This is a genomic window from Streptomyces sp. CS113, from assembly GCF_002188365.1.
Taxonomy (GTDB): Bacteria; Actinomycetota; Actinomycetes; order Streptomycetales; family Streptomycetaceae; genus Streptomyces; species Streptomyces tendae.
Window position 1 is genome coordinate 5,920,243 of sequence record NZ_KZ195574.1, and the last position, 19,146, is coordinate 5,939,388.

Annotated in this window: 16 protein-coding genes; 4 read left to right on the forward strand and 12 right to left on the reverse strand. The window is 74.3% G+C overall.

Translation table 11 applies throughout. The features are described 5' to 3' along the window. Positions 1-67 precede the first annotated feature (67 nt). From B9W62_RS26465 to B9W62_RS26480, 4 genes are read left to right on the forward strand one after another with little or no spacing between them, the layout of a single operon-like run. Entirely contained in the window at positions 68-574 is a 507-nt protein-coding gene (locus B9W62_RS26465; RefSeq protein ID WP_087809494.1) for a DUF2617 family protein, read from the forward strand. Then, entirely contained in the window at positions 571-966 is a 396-nt protein-coding gene (locus tag B9W62_RS26470; RefSeq protein WP_087809495.1) for a DUF4247 domain-containing protein, read from the forward strand. The genes B9W62_RS26465 and B9W62_RS26470 overlap by 4 nt, the downstream gene beginning before the upstream one ends. Positions 967-1,017: 51 nt before the next feature. Beyond that, the gene (locus B9W62_RS26475) at positions 1,018-1,458 is read left to right on the forward strand and encodes a DUF350 domain-containing protein (protein WP_087809496.1); all 441 of its coding nucleotides are present in this window, start codon (positions 1,018-1,020) and stop codon (positions 1,456-1,458) included. Positions 1,459-1,503: 45 nt separating this feature from the next. Continuing rightward, positions 1,504-3,099, forward strand: coding sequence for a polyamine aminopropyltransferase (locus B9W62_RS26480; RefSeq protein WP_087809497.1), 1,596 nt, complete (start codon positions 1,504-1,506; stop codon positions 3,097-3,099). 68 nt (positions 3,100-3,167) lie between these two features. Here the strand turns inward: B9W62_RS26480 and B9W62_RS26485 are convergent, their stop codons facing one another. The 12 genes from B9W62_RS26485 to B9W62_RS26545 form a co-directional block, all read right to left on the reverse strand. Then, positions 3,168-5,399, reverse strand: coding sequence for an MMPL family transporter (locus B9W62_RS26485; protein WP_087809498.1), 2,232 nt, complete (start codon positions 5,397-5,399; stop codon positions 3,168-3,170). A gap of 158 nt (positions 5,400-5,557) precedes the next feature. Beyond that, positions 5,558-6,577: a hypothetical protein gene (locus tag B9W62_RS40315; RefSeq protein ID WP_179235683.1), complete on the reverse strand. Its 1,020-nt coding sequence runs from the start codon at positions 6,575-6,577 to the stop codon at positions 5,558-5,560. Between the two features lie 15 nt (positions 6,578-6,592). After that, positions 6,593-7,084, reverse strand: coding sequence for a hypothetical protein (locus B9W62_RS26500; protein ID WP_087809501.1), 492 nt, complete (start codon positions 7,082-7,084; stop codon positions 6,593-6,595). Then, the gene (locus B9W62_RS26505) at positions 7,081-7,791 is read right to left on the reverse strand and encodes a vWA domain-containing protein (protein ID WP_087809502.1); all 711 of its coding nucleotides are present in this window, start codon (positions 7,789-7,791) and stop codon (positions 7,081-7,083) included. Before B9W62_RS26505 ends, B9W62_RS26500 begins: the two co-directional genes overlap by 4 nt. A 45-nt stretch (positions 7,792-7,836) precedes the next feature. Then, positions 7,837-8,952 carry a protein kinase domain-containing protein gene (locus B9W62_RS26510; protein WP_087809503.1) on the reverse strand — a complete coding sequence of 372 codons (1,116 nt, stop codon included), beginning with the start codon at positions 8,950-8,952 and terminating at the stop codon, positions 7,837-7,839. After that, positions 8,949-9,992 (reverse strand): protein phosphatase 2C domain-containing protein, encoded by a 1,044-nt coding sequence (locus B9W62_RS26515; protein ID WP_256976589.1) that lies wholly within the window; start codon positions 9,990-9,992, stop codon positions 8,949-8,951. The genes B9W62_RS26510 and B9W62_RS26515 overlap by 4 nt, the downstream gene beginning before the upstream one ends. After that, positions 9,989-10,909 (reverse strand): hypothetical protein, encoded by a 921-nt coding sequence (locus tag B9W62_RS26520; protein WP_087809504.1) that lies wholly within the window; start codon positions 10,907-10,909, stop codon positions 9,989-9,991. Before B9W62_RS26520 ends, B9W62_RS26515 begins: the two co-directional genes overlap by 4 nt. Before the next feature lie 254 nt (positions 10,910-11,163). Next, positions 11,164-11,310, reverse strand: a complete 147-nt coding sequence (locus B9W62_RS26525) for a hypothetical protein (protein WP_179235684.1) — start codon at positions 11,308-11,310, stop codon at positions 11,164-11,166. Between the two features lie 70 nt (positions 11,311-11,380). After that, positions 11,381-12,805, reverse strand: a complete 1,425-nt coding sequence (locus tag B9W62_RS26530) for a GAF domain-containing sensor histidine kinase (protein WP_087809506.1) — start codon at positions 12,803-12,805, stop codon at positions 11,381-11,383. Between the two features lie 31 nt (positions 12,806-12,836). Then, positions 12,837-13,913, reverse strand: coding sequence for a rod shape-determining protein (locus tag B9W62_RS26535; protein WP_087809507.1), 1,077 nt, complete (start codon positions 13,911-13,913; stop codon positions 12,837-12,839). A 141-nt stretch (positions 13,914-14,054) separates the two neighbouring features. Next, on the reverse strand, positions 14,055-18,074 hold the full coding sequence (locus tag B9W62_RS26540) for an SAV_2336 N-terminal domain-related protein (RefSeq protein WP_087809508.1): 4,020 nt from the start codon (positions 18,072-18,074) through the stop codon (positions 14,055-14,057). Then, positions 18,074-19,111 carry an AAA family ATPase gene (locus tag B9W62_RS26545; RefSeq protein WP_087809509.1) on the reverse strand — a complete coding sequence of 346 codons (1,038 nt, stop codon included), beginning with the start codon at positions 19,109-19,111 and terminating at the stop codon, positions 18,074-18,076. The genes B9W62_RS26540 and B9W62_RS26545 overlap by 1 nt, the downstream gene beginning before the upstream one ends. Between the last annotated feature and the right edge of the window lie 35 nt (positions 19,112-19,146).

Genomic DNA, 19,146 nt, shown 5'->3' on the forward strand with positions numbered 1-19,146 from the left:
TCCAGTCATCGCTGACGCATGTGTCATACTCGGCGCCGCTCGTAGCACTATCGGACCGGGGGGCCGCATGCACGCCGTATCTCTGCAAGCTGCCTTCCTGGATACGGCCGCGGATCAGCTCTGCTTCTCCCTGGACCTGACCGAACTGCCGGCGCTTGCCGAACGCGAGGTGTCCGTGGGCGGGCTCGCCGTGCGACTGAGGCTGCTCGGCGCGTCCCACCAGGTCTTCGCGGGCCCGGTGCGGGAGACCGTGGCGTGCCTGCCCGAGGCGGTCAGGGGACTGCCGACGACGCTCACCCGGCGGCCCGCGGGGTGGACGTACGACTTCAGCGCCGTCACGGAATGCCTGGGCCCCGGGGAGTTCAGCACCCGGGTCGCGGACGCCCTGAGCCGCGCCGACGAGGCGGAACACAGCCTGAGCGGGGTCTTCCCCGGGTCCCCGGAAGCGGTGACGGCGGTGGTCGTCGAGGCGTGCGACGAGGGATCCGGCCCGGGGCTGGCCTGGCGCACCTGGCACAGCTACCCGCAGGACGGGCACATCGTATCGACGCACAGCCGGCTGGAGGCTCGATGAACAGCGCCCGAATCCTTCCCGGGGCGGTGGCGGCCGTGCTGGTCACGGTCCTGCTCTCCGCCTGCTCCAGCGACGGGGAGGACGGCGTCCCGCGCAGCTGGATCGGCAAGACGTACTCCGCCGGCGGGAGCGGATGGCTCGACCGGGACAGCTCGCCGGCCAAGGTCGCCGACGCGATCGACGGCCACCGCGACGCCCTCGACCGGGCGTCCGGCGACGGCAAGGAGTTCCTGCGCTACGGCGACGACATGGTCACCGTCTCGCCGTACCGCAACGGCAGCACGATCGAGATCGAGGACTACCGCAACGGCTACCGCCGGCATCACCAGCACCTCACCTACTGGCCCAACCCGAGCAGCTTCCGCGGCGGCGGCCCCGGCTCCGGCAAGTGACGTCCGGCGCCCCTCCCCGCATCTGACGACGCCCTCCAGAAAGGCAACGCAGTGACCGAGATCTTCGAGTCGGCCGGGCAGGCCCTGCTCTACGGGGTCGTGGGCCTCGCCGTGATGGCCGTCGGCTTCGGCGCCCTCGACCTCGTCACGCCCGGCAAGCTCTTCCACGTGGTGTGGCGGGACCGCAACCGCGGCGCGGCCGTGCTCCTCGGCAGCCAGTCCGTCGCCGTCGGGCTGGTCATCATGTCGGCCATCCAGGCCAGCGAGTCCGAAGAGGGCCTGGGATACGGCCTGTTCAGCACGCTCCTCTACGGTCTGGCCGGGGTGCTGGTGATGACGCTGGTCGGCATCGTCATCGGCCTGCTGACGCCGGGCCAGATGGGCGCGGTGGCCCTCGACGACGGCGACGACCACCGGCCGCACCCCGCCGCCTGGGTCCAGGCCGGCATGTACCTGGGCACCGCCGCCATGGTCGGCGCGGCCCTCTCCTAGGGCTACCGACCACCACCTCCCAGGACCACCGCGAGGCCACCCCCCATGAGTTCCGCCCTGGACGACCGCGCCGTCGCGGCGCCCCCGAGCCCCCCGGCCGGCCAGCACACCCGGGGGGCCCGGTTCCTGCTGCTGCTCGCCGTCTTCCTCTGCGCCGCCTGCGGCCTCGTCTACGAACTGGCCCTGACCGCGCTGGGCAGCTACCTCATCGGCAACTCGGTGCTCCAGACCTCCGTGGTCATCTCCGTGATGGTCTTCGCCATGGGCGTGGGCTCGCTGGCCGCCAAACCGCTGCGCCACCGCCCCGTCGTCGCCTTCGCGGTGGTGGAGGGAGTACTCGCGCTGGTCGGTGGCCTGTCCGTCCTGATGCTGTACGCGGCCTTCGCCTGGCTCCAGCTCTACATGCCCGCGATGATCGTGGTGTCCCTGGTGGTGGGCCTGCTCATCGGCGCCGAGATCCCGCTGCTGATGACGCTGCTCCAGCGCATCCGCACCCAGGAGGCGAGCAGCGCCGTCGCCGACATGTTCGCCGTCGACTACATCGGCGCCCTCGTCGGCGGCCTGTGCTTCCCGCTGTTCCTGCTGCCGACCTTCGGCCAGTTGAAGGGCGCGCTGGTGGTCGGCGTGGTCAACGCGGTCGCCGGGGTCATCGTGGTGGTGTTCATCTTCCGCCGCCAGACCGGCCGGCTGGTCAAGGCCGGGCTGCTGGCCGGCGTCACCGTGGTGCTCGCCGCGCTCGGTACGACGTATGTGCTGGCGGACGACCTGGAGGTGACGGCGCGCCAGCACATGTACGCGGACCCGATCATCCACTCCGAGACCACGCAGTACCAGGACATCGTGGTCACCCGCTCCACCGCCTTCACCGGGGAGCCCGACGTACGGCTCTTCCTCAACGGCGACCTCCAGTTCAGCTCGGTCGACGAGTACCGCTACCACGAGTCGCTGGTCCACCCCGCGCTGTCCGGCCCCCACTCCGACGTGCTGGTCATGGGCGGCGGGGACGGGCTCGCGCTGCGCGAGGTGCTGCGCCACGAGGGCGTGCGGCACGTCACCCTGGTCGAACTGGACCCGGCGATGACCCGGTTGGCGCGCACCTTCGAGCCGCTGCGCAAGCTCAATCACGGTGCGCTGGACGATCCGCGGGCCAAGGTCGTCAACGCGGACGCCTTCACCTGGCTGCGCGAGGCCCGGCAGCAGTACGACACGGTGATCATCGACTTCCCGGACCCGGACTCGGCGTCGCTGGCGAAGCTGTACTCGGTGGAGTTCTACGATCTGCTCCGCCGGGTGCTGGCGCCGCACGGCCAGGTCATGGTGCAGAGCGGATCGCCGTTCTTCGCCCCCAAGACCTACTGGTCGATCGCGAAGACCATCGAGACCGCCGGGTACGCGACGACGGAGTTCCAGATCGACGTGCCGAGCTTCGGCAACTGGGGCTTCGTCCTCGCCCGCCCCGGAACCGAGGCCCCGCCGCTGCGGCTCGCCCCGGACACGCCGAAGCTGCGCTACCTGGACGGGGCGGTGCTGAAGGCGGCCACCGTGTTCCCCGTCGACCGCCGCCGCACCGACGTACGGCCGAGCACCCTGATGGATCCCGCGGTGCTCGAATACGTGCAGGACGAGTGGCGCGACTACTGAGTCGGGACACCCCGGGCACGGCCGCGCCGCGTTCGGCGACGCTGCCGTGCCCGGGGTGTCCCGCGCGGTCAGACGCCCGTCGGGTCCTTCTCGTACGTGCGCTCCGGCGCGGGCGCCGGCGCGTGGCCGGCCTCGCTGAGGCCGAAGCGGTCGTGGACCTTCCGCAGGAACGGCGGGGCGTACCAGGCCGAACGGCCGAGCAGGCGCATCGCGGCGGGCACGAGCACGCCCCGGACGGCGACGGCGTCGATGAGGATGGCCAGTCCGCTGCCCAGACCGAACATCTGCATGTAGCTGATCCCGGCGGTTCCGAAGGCGAAGAAGCTCACCGCCAGCAGGCAGGCCGCCGCGCTGACGATGCGTCCCGTGTGCCCGAGCCCGTCGACCACCGCGGTCCCGTTGTCCGCGCCCTGGTCGTGCAGCTCCTTGATGCGGCTGGTGACGAACACCTCGTAGTCCATCGAGAGGCCGAAGGCGATGCAGAACATCAGCAGCGTCATCGACACCTCCATCGGCTGCGGCGTGAAGCCGAACAGGCCGGAGAAGTGTCCGTCCTGGAACATCCACGTCATGACGCCCAGGGCCGCTCCCAGACTGACGATGTTGAGCACCAGCGCCCGCAGTGGCTGCACCACGCTGCCGGTGAACAGGAACAGCAGGACGAAGGTGGTGAGCGCGATCAGGCCCCCGGCGAGCGGAATCAGGCCGGTGATGGAGTCCTTGGAGTCGACCAGCGCGGCGTCCCTGCCGCCCACCAGGGGGTCCGTCCCCTCGGGCGCCGCGACCGCCCGTACGTCCCTGACCAGGTCCTGGGCCGCGTCCGACATCGGCGCGAGATCGCTCACCACGTTGATCCGCTGCGCCTCGGGGCGACCGAGCGCGGCGTTGCGCGGACCGGGCGCCGCGGCCTGCCCGCCGGTGTAGGTCCCGGTGGACGCCTCGACGCGGACGACGCCGTCGAGCCGCGAGAGCCTGCCCGCGTACGAGCCGAGCGGTGCCGGGTCCACGGACACGTCCATGACCACGTGGACGGCCGCCGCGTCGCTGCCGTGGAAGTTCTGCGCCAACTGGGCCGAGACCTGGCGGCTTCCCGCGTCCTCGGGCAGTGAGCGCTCGTCCGCGATGCCGATGGAGATGCCCAGCAGCGGGCTCGCCGCCAGCAGCAGCACCGCGAGCACCGGCAGCGCGGTGAGCGCGGGACGCCGCAGGGCCGTGCGGGCCAGCCGCCCCCAGAAGGGCACCCGGGAGTCGTCCCGCCGCTCCGCCTTCCCCGCCCACGGCAGCCGGCCCTTGTTGACCCGGTGCCCCAGGACGTTGAGCAGGGCCGGCATCACGAACAGGGTGCTGACGGCGGCGATGGCGACCACACCGACACCGGCGTACCCGAACGAGCGCAGGAAGTACTGCGGGAACACCAGCAGCGCCGCCAGCGCGACCGCCACCGTGGCGGCGGAGAAGGCGACCGTGCGGCCCGCGGTGTGCACGGTGTGCCGGACCGCGTCCTCCACGCTCGCGCCCTTCGCGAGCTGTTCGCGGAACCGGCTGACCATCAGCAGCGCGTAGTCGATGCCGAGACCGAGGCCCAGGGCGGTGGTCAGATTGGTGGCGGTGACGGAGATGCTGGTGACGCTGCCGAGGAGGAAGAGCTCCGCGAACGTCCCCACGATCGCGATGAGCCCGACGGCCAGCGGCAGCAGGGCCGACACCACACTGCCGAAGACGAACAGGAGCAGCAGGAGGGTCAGCGGCAGGGCGATCGACTCGGCGAGGACGAGGTCCTCGCCGGAGTACGTTCCCATGTCGTCGCCCACGGCCGCGGTGCCGCCGGCCTCGACGGTGAGCCCGCCGTCCCGCGCGCCGGTGTACTCGTCGATGATCTCCTTGGCGTTCTCGCGCTCCTTGGTGTCACCGCCCTTCACATGGGCGAGCACCATCGCCTGCCCGCCGTCCTCGGAGCGCAGTTCCGGGTTGCCCGTGTCCCAGTACGAGATCACGTTGGCGACCGTCTCCTCCTTCCGGAGACCGGCCGCCAGGTCCTCGCCCTGCCGCCGGGCACTCGCGCCGTCGACGCCGCCCTCGGGGGCACTGACCAGCAGGACCAGGTTCGACTCGCCGCCGAACTTGTCGGTGATGACCGTTGTGGCCCTGCTGGACTGGGAGGACGGGTCGTCGAAGCCGCCGGGCAGGAGTTTGCCGAACGCGCCGGCGCCCAGAGCTCCCATGAGGACCACGGCCACGGCCGCGACGACGAGTACCAGCCGGGACCGGCGGACCGCCAGTTCGGCTATGCGTTCAAACACGCACCTTCTCCTTGCGTTCTTGCGGCGTGCATCCATGGCCCGCGCTGGTGGTGGGGGTGGCGCGGAGCCGCTGCCCCGTCGCCGGCCATGACGCTATCCACGCGGCAAGTACCTTTGGCAGTGCGAGATTTTCCTGACACCGTGAAGTACCCCGACCGTCAGTCGGCGGTCGCCTCGGGGACGAGCTCTCCCGTCCAGATCTCCTTGCCGTCCTCGTCGTAGGCCGCCACTTCGCCGTCGCGGAAGTGGTAACTGGTCCCCTGCGGCACGAAATCCACCACGTAGCCGTTCTCGGACTTCCTCGCTTCCGTGGGGTCGCCGTACGGTTCGCCGTCCTTCATCCTGGCGAAGTAGAAGACCTTCCCCGCCGTGGTCCGGCAGAAGGCGTACCGCTCCTCCAGGTCGTCCCTGCTGTAGGCGGCGACGAGCCGCGCCCCGGTCCCCGCCGGCAACATCTCGGCCATCGGCTTCGGGCAGGGGCCGCTCGCCGAGGGCGCCGGGGAGGGCTTCGAGGAGTCGGCGCCGGTCACGAACGAGGTCACGGCCGACCAGTTGAGGATCAGCAGGACGATCGGGGTGATGACGACCGCCGCGAGGAACAGCAGGCAGCCGCACCCCGCCACCATCTCCCCGCGGGTCGCTTCCCTGGGGGGTGTCCTGACCGGGACGGGACCGCTTGCCGCGAGGGCCGCCTCGTGCAAGGACCTGGCGGTGACCGACCAACGCGTGCCGCACCTGTCGCACCTCATGGCGTCGACCACGCGGTACGCGCAGAGGGGGCACTCCCACGCGAGTCCCGGCACGGTCGGGCTGCCCGTGCCGGTCACGTCCCGGCGCAGGTGAGGCGGCGTTCTCCTGCCGCCCGTGACGGGCAGCTCCGTGAGGGGCGCCCGCTTGGCGGTGGCGGACTTCTTGGCGGGAGCGGACTTCTTCGCCGGGGCCGGCTTCTTGGCGGCCGTGGTCTTCTTCGGTGCGGACTTCTTTGCGCCGCCGCCCCTCTTCGCCGGTACGGCCTTCTTCGCGCCGGCGGGCTTCCTCGGTGCGGCCCTCTTCGCGGAGGACGGCTCGGGAGCGTCCCGGCGTATCGCCGCGCGCGGCGTCTCACAGACGTGGCACACCCGCAGCGCGGCGTCGTTGTAGGTGTCGCAGTCCGCGCACCGCCAGGTCGGCCCGGCCACCCTGCCTCCCCGAAGTCACGCGTCCGCGACGGTCAGGCGAGCCATGACCGAGCGGAACAGGTCGCGCGTCGCCGGTGAGACGGGCGCGCTGAGCCAGTCCCGGCTCCGCTCCGGCTCGCCGGCGGACGGCTCGGCGTCGTCCCACCAGGAGGCGGAGACGTCCTCGACGCGGTACGTGTGGGCGAACCACTGCACGAACTGCCAGGCCGGCTCCGCCTGGTCGGCGCCCACGACGATCTCCGCCGCGACGTCGCCGACGCTCGCTCCCGAGGGCCGGAACCGGAACGTCAGCCGCAGGCTTCCGTCGTGGTCCGACAGCCGGCCCGCGACCGAGAGACAAGACGCGGGCTCCACGTACAGGCGGCCGCCGACACCGCCGGCGATGCCGCCCGCGACACCGCCCGCGACGCCGCCCGCCGCGCCGTCCCGTCGGCTCCAGGAGAAGACCAGCCACCGCCGCCCGTCGAAGTCCAGCCGGACGCCGTCGCCCCGCAGCCGGAAACTCACAGGCTGTTCGCGATCGTCTCGATGATCTCGTCCATCTCGAACTCCTCCAGTCCCTCCCCGGCCCTGGAGGGGAAGTGCAGCGTGAGGTCCCACTCCTCCCCGATCGCCTCCTGCCAGGGCTCCTCCTCGGGAGCGAAGAGGACGAGCCGCTTCGCCGACTGCTCCATCACGGCCGTCTGGCTGCGGGCGTATCCCCACTGCTCGAAGAGCTCGTCCATGGAGCGCGGGATGTTCCGCGGATACGTCTGCGCGCCGACCCCCACCGTGCCGAGCGGGTGCGCGGGAGCGTCGGTGAACATGACGATGACGTGACGCCGCCGGTCGAGCCCGGTCTCCCAGGGGGAGTTGATGGCCAGGGCCAGCGCCTCGAGACCGGACTCGGGGATGTCCCCGCCGCCGCCCGCCTCCAGGTTCCGTACGAAGTTCTCGAACTCCGCCACCTGCTGGGGCAGGCGCAGGAACTCCGTCTGCTCGATCGCGTCGGAGGGGTCGTCCCCGAAGTCCCGGAAGGCGATGATCCGCAGCCGCAGCTGGCTGATCTCCTTGCTCTTCCTCGCCATCACCTCGTTCAGCCGCTGATGGAACCGGAGCGAGTTGTTCTTCACGATGTCCAGGACGGGATACATGCTGCCCGTGGCGTCGATGCACATCACGATGTCGACGGCGTACTTCAGGTTGCCGTGGTACTTCTCGATCTCCGCGCTCACGCGTTGCTCCTCGGATTCGCAGGGGGGTAGGGAGGTAGGGGGTGGTTACGGGGCGGGGCGGGGGCCGGGGAGGTCGTCCCGGTGGCGGCCGAGATTGATCCTGACCCTGGACTTCCTCGGCGCGTCGTCCGCCACCGTCGGCGGCCGGCGTACGGAGCGGTCCGGCGGGTTGAACTGCACCCGGCTCCGGCGGGGTCCGTCGGACGCCGTGGGACCGGCGTGCTCCCCGCCCGGGACGGAGGCGGCCGGGCGTGGCTGCGGGGTGCTGTGGAGGGTGCACAGCCCGGCGTCCTTCAACGCCTCCAGGAACGCGGCGACGGTGGGCCGGGCCCCCGGGTCGGCCGAGGTCATGGCCGCGATCAGGGCCTGCGTCGGAGTGCCGAGCCGTTCGTCGGCGACCAGGGGGCCGGCCGCGTTCACCGCGTCCGCCGGGGACCCGTAGCGGCCGGGGTACGCGGGCAGCGAGCCGGTCAGATAGAGGTGCGTCAGCAGGCCCAGCGCGAACACGTCCACGGCCGTCGTCAGGTCCCGGGCCTGTACGGACTCGTCGCCCCGCACATAGCGCCGCCACTCCGGTGCGCCGTACAGCGAGTCTCCCGCGATCTCCTCGCGGGCCGGAGGGCGGCCGGAGAGGTACGAGTCGTCGAAGTCGATGAGCTTGGCCGTGTGGAACGCGGCGGCCTTCCGCTTCTGGACCAGCACGTTGGCCGTCTTCAGATCGCCGTGCACCACGTCGATGTCGTGCAGCAGCCGCAGGCTGGTCGCCAGCGTCCTCAGCAGGACCGCCTTCTGCTTCGGGCCGAGGGAGTGCGGGTCCTCCAGGCCGGCGGTGTCGATGCGTTCGGTCACCTTGTAGTAGGTGCTGCCCGCGTGGAAGAAGTCCGTGGCGAGGACCAGGTTGCCCGCGCCGCCGGCGTCGGGACGCAGCAGCTTCATGATGCTCCGGTGCCGTTCCTCGAACTCCCGGCACGTCTCCAGCCGGATGCGCCGGCTCGCGGCGCTGCCCGCGGAGCCCTCGCGGGGGCGCTTGGGTTCCAGGAAGCGCTTGAGGAAGTACTCCTTGCCGTCCTTCTCGGCGAAGGCCCACACGCATTTGCCGCCGTCCGCGTTGGTCGGCTCGGTGACGACCCGGTACCCCCCGATGACATCTCCCGGCCTCACTCCCGCACCTCCGGCATGAACTTCTCGTACGAGGGCCGGTACGTCCCCCAGGTCCGGTCCTGCCAGCCGCGCACCGCCTGCGGACCGCCGTCCCGCGGGACGTCCAGGTACCCGCCGCGTACGACGTCCGCGTGCCGCTCGGCGAAGGCCTCGCGCAGCTGTCCGAAGCCCTCGAAGCCGAGGGCCGCGAGCGAGAGCGACGCGTCGTCCCCCGTGGCCGGCTGGATGGCCCGGCGCAGCAGCCCGGCCCAGTCCCCCATGTCCCGGGCCCGCCCGAGCGTGTCGAGCAGGACGCACTCGAACTGCGCGGGCGTGTGCACGTAGCCGAAGAATCCGTCGGTGGCGGCCAGCAGGACGCACGGCTCGCGGAACTCGCCGCCGTGGGCGGAGAGGGTGAAGTCGCGGTCCGCGCAGATCACGTTCGTCATCGGCGGGTCCTGCCGGAGCTGCGCGAGCGCGTCGGTCTCCCGGGTGTCGTCGCGGGTGAGCGCGTGCAGACCGCCGGCGGGCAGCAGGGCGTACGCCCGGGAGTCGCCGGCCCAGATCGCCTGCCAGTGGACGCCCTCGCCGTGGGCCCGGTACCGGACCGCGGCCAGCGTCGTGGGCAGGACGCGGCGCATGGACCCGGTGATCTTGCTCCGTGCTCCGGTCGGAGCCGCGTGCAGCATGGTCCGCAGCCAGCGCTTCAGGTGCGGCAGGGAGTCCTCCGCTCCCAGGGCCGGGACGTGCTGGAACCAGCACTCCGTGGCAAGCCGGGCGACCCGGGCACCGGCCCAGGCGCTGGTGTACGTCGCGCCGTCGGGTGCGCGCCAGGCAGGGGCCGCTCCGGAGCCGCCCGAGCCGTCGAAGACGGCCAGCAACCCGTTCGCGGTGGGCAGGTGGTACACCGCGAGCGGTTCGGCGTCCTCGCCGTGGCCAGGGTGGCGTTCCGTCCACACGACGAGGGCCTGGAGCCTGCCGTCGGCGGCCGACCAGGTCAGATGGCCGGGCCGGGAGCGAGGGCTGCCCGGCGGGAGGGCGGGCCTGGGCGGAATGATCACGTTCGTCCACCGCCCCGTCCGTCACGTCGTCTGTCGCGTCGGCCGTCGCGGCGGCCGTCGTGTGATCCGTCGCGGCGCCCACCGTCCGCCGTTCCGGCGCCCCGCACCCTGCTCACCCGACGCTCGGGCGAGGACGGCGCGGACGGCGCGAACGGCGCGGACGGCGGAGGTGGCGCGGTTGGCGCGGACGGAGGGGGTGGCGGGGGCGTCGGCGCCTCCGGTGGCCGGGTCGGTCTGGGTGGCGGCACGTCCGGTGGCCGGGTCGGCCGGGGCGGCGGCAGCGGCTCCTCCTCGCGGGCCACCACCTCGCCCGGAAGCAGGCGGGGTCCGTCGAGCCCCGGCGCCGCGGCGGGGCCGGGGCGCGGCAGTCCGCGCACGCGGCTTCCCCCGGCGCCGGCGGACGGCTCCCGGCGGGGGAGCAGCTCGGCCCGGGCTCCGTACAGCCGGACGTCCGCGTCCCCGGTGAAGTCCCGCAGGGCGGCGTTCAACGCGTCCTGTACGTTCCGGTGCGGGCCGGTGCCATGTCCGCGCGCGATGTCCCGCAGCCGTGCGCGCAGAGGTCCGTCCCAGGCGGCGCTCATGTCGCGAATGCCCCGCGCCACCACGGCGCCGGGGTCGGCCACCCGGCACATCAGCTCCACCCGGCAGTGGAACGGAGCGGACGCCCCCCGTCCGGCCGGCCGCAGATCGAGAACGAGCCGGTGCGCCGTCGTGTCCACCAGGAACATCCGCCGGTACACGCCCGCCCGGAGTTCGGGCACCGGCTCCCCCGGGCGGACCGTGCGCAGCGGCCCGGCGTCCGGGACCAGCACCAGCGCCCTGCCCGGCGGCGGCGTCCGCAGGGCACCCGGCGGGCGGACCCGCGGCAGCGTCCGGGCCTCGACCACCGGGTCGTACGTCAGCGGATGCGTCACCATGCCGGCGTCCGGCTGCCGTCCGCCATACGTCTTCCTCCCGTGGGACGGGCGGCGCGGGGGGCCGCTCGCAACACGGGGTCGGTACGCGTTGCCCCGCCCACACAAGCGCCCGCCCCGATCGTTTCGCCGCCGAGCGATCTGAAGGGCCTGCGCTGTCGATTCGAGCGGGTCCCGAGTTGTTCAGCAGCCCGTTTCGGGCGGCTGAACAACTGGCCCGGCGGTGGCGGGCCGCCCGCGTGTGCGGGTGAGACGTGTCACCGGCCTTCCGGCTCCTCCTCGACGCTCTCGACTGCGTCGTCGCGTTCGCCCTCGGCCTGGGAGGGAGTGGTGTGCGGGACGTCCGGGGTGTCCGGTTCGTCGTCGCGTTCGCCCTCGGCCTGGGACGGGGTCGGCTCGCTCATCGTGGTACCTCCTCCTGCCGGGCGGTCACGGCCCGGGTACCCCGTCCGGGAGACCGGCACCCCGCGTCCGCTAGAGCGGTGCCCACCAGGTGACCGTCGTCCCGCGCCCCTCCTCCGGGCCGCCCTCGCCGTCGTCGACGACCCTCAGACGTACCCCGTCGCGGCCCGCCGGCGACCTGGCGGGCGTCTCCACGGCGACCTCGACGCGGGAGACGCCCGGGCGCGCCGACGCGTCGGCCAGGGCGTCGCGGAGGGCGGTCAGGAGGCGGTCGGCGACCCGGTCGGGCACCCGGGTGTCGACGGCGCCCGCGAAGTGCGTGGACGGCGCGAAACCGAGCCGGGCGGCGGCGGACGCCGTCTCGCGCAGCACCCGGCCGCGCAGTCCGGTCGGCGGGTCGGCCGGGGGCTGCTGGAGCGCGAAGATGGTGGTGCGGACCTCGCGGACCGTGGAGCGCAGCTCGTCCACCGCGCGGCCGAGGAGGTCGCGGACGTCGTCGGCGCCCGGGCGGCGCCGGGTGGACTCCAGCATCATGCCGGTGGCGAACAGCCGCTGCACCACCAGGTCGTGCAGGTCGCGGGCGATGCGGTCACGGTCCTCGTAGACCGCCAGCCGCTCCCGGCCGCGCCGGGCGTCGGCCAGGGCGAGGGCGAGCGCCGCCTGCGAGGCGAACTGGGTCGCGAGCAGCCGTTCCAGGTCCGTGTACGGGGGCCCGCCGCGCCGGCGGGGCAGGGCGAGGGTGCCGATGAGCCGCCCGCCCGCCTGGAGGGGCAGCATCATGCTCGGCCCGAACCGGTGCCGTACGTGCGTCGTCATCCGGGGGTCGGACGCCGAGTCCTCGATGAACACCGGCTCGCCGCCCAGGAGCTGTTCCAGTACGGGGCTGCCCGGCGTGATGGTCGCGCCGAGCATGCCGTCCGGGTCGTCGGGCGACGAGGCGGTCACGATCGCCATGCCGCCCTCGGCGGTCGGGTGCAGGATGACGCCCGCGGAGGCGCCGGCGAGCAGCCGGGCCCGTTCGGCCACCGTGGTCAGCGCGTCACCGGCGCCCTCCTCGGTGAGCAGCGCGGTGGTGACGGCCGCCGCGCCCTCGATCCAGCGCTCGCGCTGCCGGGCCGTCTCGTACAGCCGGGCGTTGCCGATCGAGACACCGGCCTGGGTGGCCAGGACCCGCAGCAGCTGCTCGTCCTCGACGGTGAACGGGGCCGCCCCGGGCCGCCCGGTCAGCCGCAGCTCGCCGAATTCCTCGTCCCGTACATGGATCGGCACCCGCAGCAGGGGCGCCGTCCCGGGTACCGGATCGGGGCCCGGGGTGCGGATCTCGGCGAGGCCGCTCTCGCCGGGGTCCGCGACGACCAGGGCCGCGCGGCCGGCGCCGGTCAGTTCGGCGGCGCCGTCCACGATGTGCTCCAGGACGTCCCGCAGATCGAGGGCGGTGCCGACGCCCAGGAGGGCTTCCAAGAGGCGGGTCAGCCGGGGCGCGGGCCGCGCGGTCATGCGTCCGGCTCCCTCGGGTCCCCGGGGCGGGTCAGTCGGCGTGGGAGTCGGAGTCGGCGGTCGTCGGGTGCAGGACGAGCGGCTCGACCCGGCCCTCCAGCATGCTGCCGAGGCCCTGGACCGCGCACACGTCGGGCCGCTCCGCGATGTGCACCGGCATGCCGGTGGCCTGGCGCAGCATCTGGTCGAAGCCCGGCAGCAGCGCGCTCCCGCCGACCATCATGATCCCGCGGTCGGCGAGGTCCGCGACCAGGTCCGGCGGGCAGTCCCGCAGCACCTTGCCGATGCCGTCGAGCACGGCCGTCAGCGGCGTCTGGATGGCGTTGCGCACCGTGGCGGTGTCCACCCGCACACTGCGGGCCAGCCCGGTCGCGACGTCCCGGCCGTGGATCTCGGTGGTCGACGGCCCTTGCGGGGTCAGCCCGTTGCCGGACAGCGCGAGTTGCAGCGGGCGCACGGACTGGCTGGGCAGCACCAGCTCGTGCTGGTGGCGCAGCAGCTGCACGATCGCGTGGTCCACGGCCTCACCGCCCACCGGGATGCGCTCGGCGGTCACGATCGAGCCGAGGGAGAGCACCGCGACCTGTGTGGCGTGCGCGCCGCACACCATGATCATGGTTGCCTCGGGCTGCTCCACCGGCAGTCCGCAGCCGACCGCCGCCGCGATGAGCGTGTCGACCAGCTCCACCCGGCGTGCGCCGAGCCCGACCAGCGTCTCGATCGCCGCGCGCTGGGAGAGCGGGTCGGCGTCGTGCGGCGTGCAGACGGCGGCCCGCAGCCGGGGCTTGCGGCGCAGGGCGCGGCGGATCCGGTCGTCGAGCAGGTGGCGCAGCATGCGCTGGGCCATCTCGATGTCGACCACCGTGCCGCCGGAGACGGGCCGTACGACGCGGATGTAGCCGGGGGTGCGGCCGGTCATCTTCTCCGCGAACTCGCCGACCGCGATGAGCGCGCCCGTGCGGGTGTTGACCGCCGCGGCGGACGGCTGGTCGACGACGAGCCCGGCCCCCTTCACGTAGACGCGGGTCCGCGCCGCGCCCAGGTCGACGGCGAAGTGGCAGCGGCGCAGCGCCTCCAGACTGGCGGTATTGGCAGTACTGGCGGTCATGGCGAATCCTCCCGAGAGCGCGGACCGTGCGGGACCGCCCGGTGGACGGCCTTCAGGCTCCGATCGTGCGCGCCGGCGCGGGCGGGCGCCCGCTGGAGGGGGCCGGGCGGGGGGCCGCTGAACGGGGGGCGCGCGACGCGCTCAGCGCTTCCCGGCGGCCGTCCGCACCTCCGCGGTCCCGGCATCGCCGACCAGGCGGTACCAGCCGGTGCCGCCGGGCAGCGGCCGGAAGAGGTCCGGCGGGAACGCGGGCCCGTCCTGTCCCTCCTCGCACACCTCGTCGTAGTAGAAGGTGTCGGAGAGGGCGACGACCGCCCGCGCGGGGGAGGCGTCCAGGACCGCGCCGACCGACTCGGCGTCGGCGCGGCCCAGCGACTGCTCCCCGGAGCCGTCCAGCCCGAACGCCACCTGCCAGAACTCCACCCGCAGCCGCGGGCCGGCCACGCGCGCCGCCGGCCCGGGCAGGCCCGTCACGGTCGCCCTCAGCAGCGGCGCGGCCTCCGCACGCGGTGCCAGCAGCACCAGCAGGCCGCCGCGGTCGTCCAGGAGTTCGTAGGAGGCGCCGTCCAAGCCGCTGTCCGCCAGCAGGTCCGCGACCACGCCGTGCAGGGCCGCCGGGGGGCGCGGGTCCGCCGGGCGGTCGGCGAAGGAGAACCGGACGCAGGTGCGCAGGCCGGTGTCGAAGTCGGGGTCCGGCTCCTCCGGGTCCGGTTCGTCCGGGTCCGGTTCGTCCGGGTCCGGTTCCTCGTCCAGTTCCGGTTCCGGTGCCAGCCCCTCGTCCCGCAGCGCCTCACGCAGCGCGGCCCGGTTCGCTTCCCGTTCCTCCCTCTCGTCCAGCTCCGCCGGGGACGGTGCCCTGCCGTGCCCGGCCTCGTCGTCCAGCAGGGGCGTCCAGAGGTCGTCCTCGGTCGGGAAGGGACCCTCCGGCAACTCGTCCGGCGCGGACACCACCGACCCGGGGCCGTCCGGCTCCTCGTACTCCGCCCACGGCGCGTCGTCCGCCGGTGCGGCGTGCTCCTCGCGCAGCTCCCGGCCCAGCGCGGTCAGGGCCGGACTGCGCCCGCCGGACAGCTCGTACTCCTCGTACACCTCCAGCGCCTCCTCGCCCCGGCCCTGGCGGCGCAGCGCGATCAGGTACAGGCGCCGGAAGTCCTCCCGGTGCGGGTGGTCCCGCAGCAGGAGGGCCAGGTCGGTGGCGGCCCGGTCGTACTCGCCGAGGGCCAGGTCCAGCTCGGCGCGCCTGGTGTGCAGGGCGAGCCGCAGCCGCACCAGGCGGGTGCGGGCGGTGCGCGCGGCGGGGCCGGGCACGTCCGCCAGGGGCTCGGCCCCGTGCCACAGCGCCAGCGCCTCGGTCACCAGGCCGTGGGCCTCGGCGAGCGCGTCCCGCAGACCGGCCGCGTCGGCGTGCCGCACCAGCTCGTCGCAGCGCACCAGGTCCAGCTCGTCGGCGCTGGTGTGCAGGGCGTAGCCGTGGGCGGACGTCGCGAGGACGCCCGGGCCCAGGACGTCCGCGAGACGCGCCGCCAGCCGGGCCACCTCGGCCCGCGGGTTGCGGGGCTCGTCGCCCGGGTCCCACAGCCCCCACCGCAGCTCCTCGTGCGTCACCGTGCGGCCGTGCTTGAGCAGCAGCATCGCGAGCAGCGCGCGCACGTCGGGGCCGGGGCGGGCCGAACCGTCCGGGAGACCGACCTTCAGCGGGCCCAGGGCGCGGTACCGGCGCGGTTCGTACGCCTCCTGCGCCCGGGTGAGCAGGTGCGGGTCCGCGAGCAGTTCGAGACCGCGGGCCTGCGTCGCCGACGAGGGCGACATCAGCTGGTCGAAGGCGTGCGCGTAGTGGATGCGCAGCGCGCGGGGCAGCCGGTCCAGGCGGCGGGAGTCGATCGGGACGGTCAGGCGCGAGGCCCCCGACGTCAGCCGCAGCAGGAGGTCGCACAGGGCGCGCAGGTCCGCGGAGCGTCCCGCCGGGCCCGCGGCCAGCCCCGGTTCGAAGAGGCTGAGCCGGACCGTGCCGTCCGGCAGGAGGACCACCCGGGACGCCTTCAGGCCGCCGTGCGCGACCCCCGCCCCGTGCAGGGCGGTGAGCGCCCGTGCCAGCTGCGCCCCCACTGACACCGTCAGCGGCACCGGAAGCCGCCGGTCCTCGGACCGGGTCAGGGCGCTCAGCGCTATGCCGTCGAGGTGCTCCATGACGACGTACGGGACGTCGTCCTCCACGCCGGCGTCCAGGACGGTCACCAGGTTCGGGTGGGAGAGCCGCGTCAGGCGCCCGGCGTCCCGCAGGAACGCACGGCGCGAGGCCGGGTCGGGGTCCGCGCCGTGCAGCCGGATCGCCACCGTCCCCCTGGTCGCCGTCGGGCCGGACGCGGTCCCTTGCGGACCGGTGTCCTCGGCCAGCCAGATCCTCCCGGCCGGGGTGAGCCGGCGCGTGGGCCGGTAGCGGGAGCCCAGGGCGGGCGGGAAGGGCGACGGGACGGCGGGCCGCTCCCGCACCGTCAGCTGCCGGGCGCTCTCCTCGCTGATCGCCGCGAACGACTCGTTCGCGTCGGCCCGCTCGGTGCCCTCCCGGGACGGGATCAGCGCCCGGAACTCGCCGGGCGAGCGCCCCGCCCGTTCGTCGATCAGGCCGCCGGTGCGCAGCAGCAGTTCGTGGGTGCGGTCGCGGGCGGTGCGGGGCAGCCCGCGCAGCAGCAGCTCGCGCACGCCGGGGCGGAAGGCGTAGGAGCCCAGCGGCCCGGGGACCGTGGTGAGCAGTCCGCCGAGGATGACCTCGGCCAGGTGCTGGGGCCGCGGGTCCGGTTCGACCGCGGCCTGCACCAGCCGCATCACCGGCAGGTCGGGGCGTCCCAGCGCGAGGTGCCCGGCCAGCCGGTAGGCCTGCGGGGAGGCGCCCGCGCGAAAGCGCAGGACGAGTTCCTCGGCCGACAGCCGCGCGAGGTCGGTGCGGTCGTCGGCGTCGGCCGGCAGCGGACGGTGCAGCGCGGCGGCCGCGCCCGGGTAGGGCCTGCCGCCCGGACTCGCCACCAGCGCCGCCCAGTTCGCCAGCCACTCGGGCCCCGGCTCCAGCACGGGGACATGGGCCGCGCCCTCGGGGGCCCGGGGCGCGGCGGTGTCGTACGGCGTGAAGGCGAGCGAGGCGCTGGGCGCGGCCCGGTGCGGGGCGGACAGCAGGCCCGGCACCGGCGGCAGCGCGGTGTCCCGCCACAACTGCTCGGGCAGCGGCTGGAGAACGGCCAGGGGCGTGCGGCGCGCCCAGCGGCGCAGCGTGCCGAACCACCGGGTGCCGGCCGGGCCCTCGCGCCACTGCGGTCCCATGCAGTCGCTGATCAGCAGCATCACCGTACGGCCGTCGGCGGGGATCTGGGCCCCGTCCCCGCGGACGGTGCCGTCGGCCTCCGCGCGGTGCAGGGCGACGGTGCGGAAGACGCCCGACTGGGCGAGCGCGGCGTGCAGTTCGCGGACGAGGGGCTGCCAGACGGGCATCGTGGGACCCGCGTCGTGCACCAGGTGCAGCCGCAGCCACCGCTCCCGTACGGGGCGCAGCACCGGCAGCCACCACTCGGGTCCGGCGCCGAGGCGCGCGATGCGGTCGGCGGTCGCGGACTCGTCCACCTCGTGGCCGACGGGCGCGTCGCTGCGGCGCTTCAGCGGGCGCAGGGAACGCTGCAACGCCAGCGTGCGGCGCAGCATCGGCGGGGCCGGTGCGAGCAGCGCGCTGTGCGGCTGCGCCGCCGAGGTGCCCGGGGCGGGGGCCGGGGACGGCAGGCGCAAGGGGGTGCGGGGGGCCGCGGCGGAGGGGGCGGGCCCGCCGGGCAGGTCGTACCGGGGCCGCTGCCCCGGCCCTGGCTCCCGGTCGCCGTCCCCGGCCCGCTGCTCGCGCCGCCCCCGGCCCGGTTCCCGGTGCTGTCGCCGGTCGCCTCCGCGGTCCTGCTCCGGGTGCTCGTCCGGGCCGTCTTCGGGGCCCGGTGGCGGCTCGGCGGCCCGCCGCCCGGGCCCCGGGCCGTCCGGCGGGTCCGCCGCCGGCTCCATCTGCCCGGCCAGCCAGAGGAGTTCGGCCAGCTCCAGCGGGGTCGGCCGGGCACCGGTGCCCGCCGCCCGGCCGAGGATGTCGGCGAGGCGGGGCAGGGGCGGGGGGTCCGGTGCGCCGGGCCGGTCGGTGGGCATCAGAAGGCGTCGGGCTGTGCGGACCGGCCGAGGTACGGCATCAGCTGCTCGGCCAGCCCGTCCAGGGAGTCGGCGCCCAGACCGGAGGAACGGGCCAGGTAGATGGCGTTGAGCAGCTGGTCCGTGGCCAGTTCCCCGCTGCCCACCCGGGACAGGAACCGGTGGATCAGCTGTCGCGCGTATCCGTCGGGCTCGCCCAGGTGGGCGCGGACGATCTCGGCGAGGTGGTCGTCGTCGGGCTGCCGCAGCCGCAGCGAGACGCAGCGGCGCAGGAAGGCGGGCGGGAACTCGCGCTCGCCGTTGCTGGTCAGCACGACGAACGGGAAGGCGTGGCAGCGGACCCGGCCGCGCTCCACCGGCACCCGCTGGTCGGCACCGTCGACCAGGACCTCGGCGTGGCCGCCGGGGGTGTCCCGGGAGGCCCGGACGAGTTCGGGGATCTCGTACTGGCCCTCCTCCAGGACGTGCAGCAGGTCGTTCGGCAGGTCGAGATCGCTCTTGTCGATCTCGTCGATGAGCAGGGCACGCGGTCGCGCGTACGGCAGCAGGGCGGTGCCGAGCGGGCCCAGGCGCAGATGGTCCTCGACACCCGTGGCGGCGGCGGGGGCGTCGGCGGAGGCGCCGGACGGCTGCGGGATGTGGCGCGCCGCGTACAGGCGGGAGAGCGGGTCGTAGGTGTACAGGCCGTCGCCCAGGGTGCTGCGGCTGGTGATGTTCCACCTGAGGACCGGGCCGAGCCGCAGCTCACGGGCGACCGCGTAGGCGAGCGACGACTTCCCGGTGCCGGGCGGCCCGGTGACCAGCAGCGGACGCCGCAGGTACAGGGCCGCGTTGACCAGCTGCACCGTGTCCTCGGTGGCCTGGTAGGTCGCGGCCCGGTGGGCGCGGTCGGGCGAGGCGGCCGCCGGGTCGCCGTCTGCGTCCGGCGGATCGAGCACCGGACCGCCGTCGAAGGCCCGCCAGGGCGGGGGCGGAGGCAGCCGGGTGATGCCGTCGTGGGGGGCAGGCGCGCCGGTGTAGACGGGCCACAGGGGCATGGGTTCTTCTCTCCGGGCGGTCGGTTCGGCGGTCG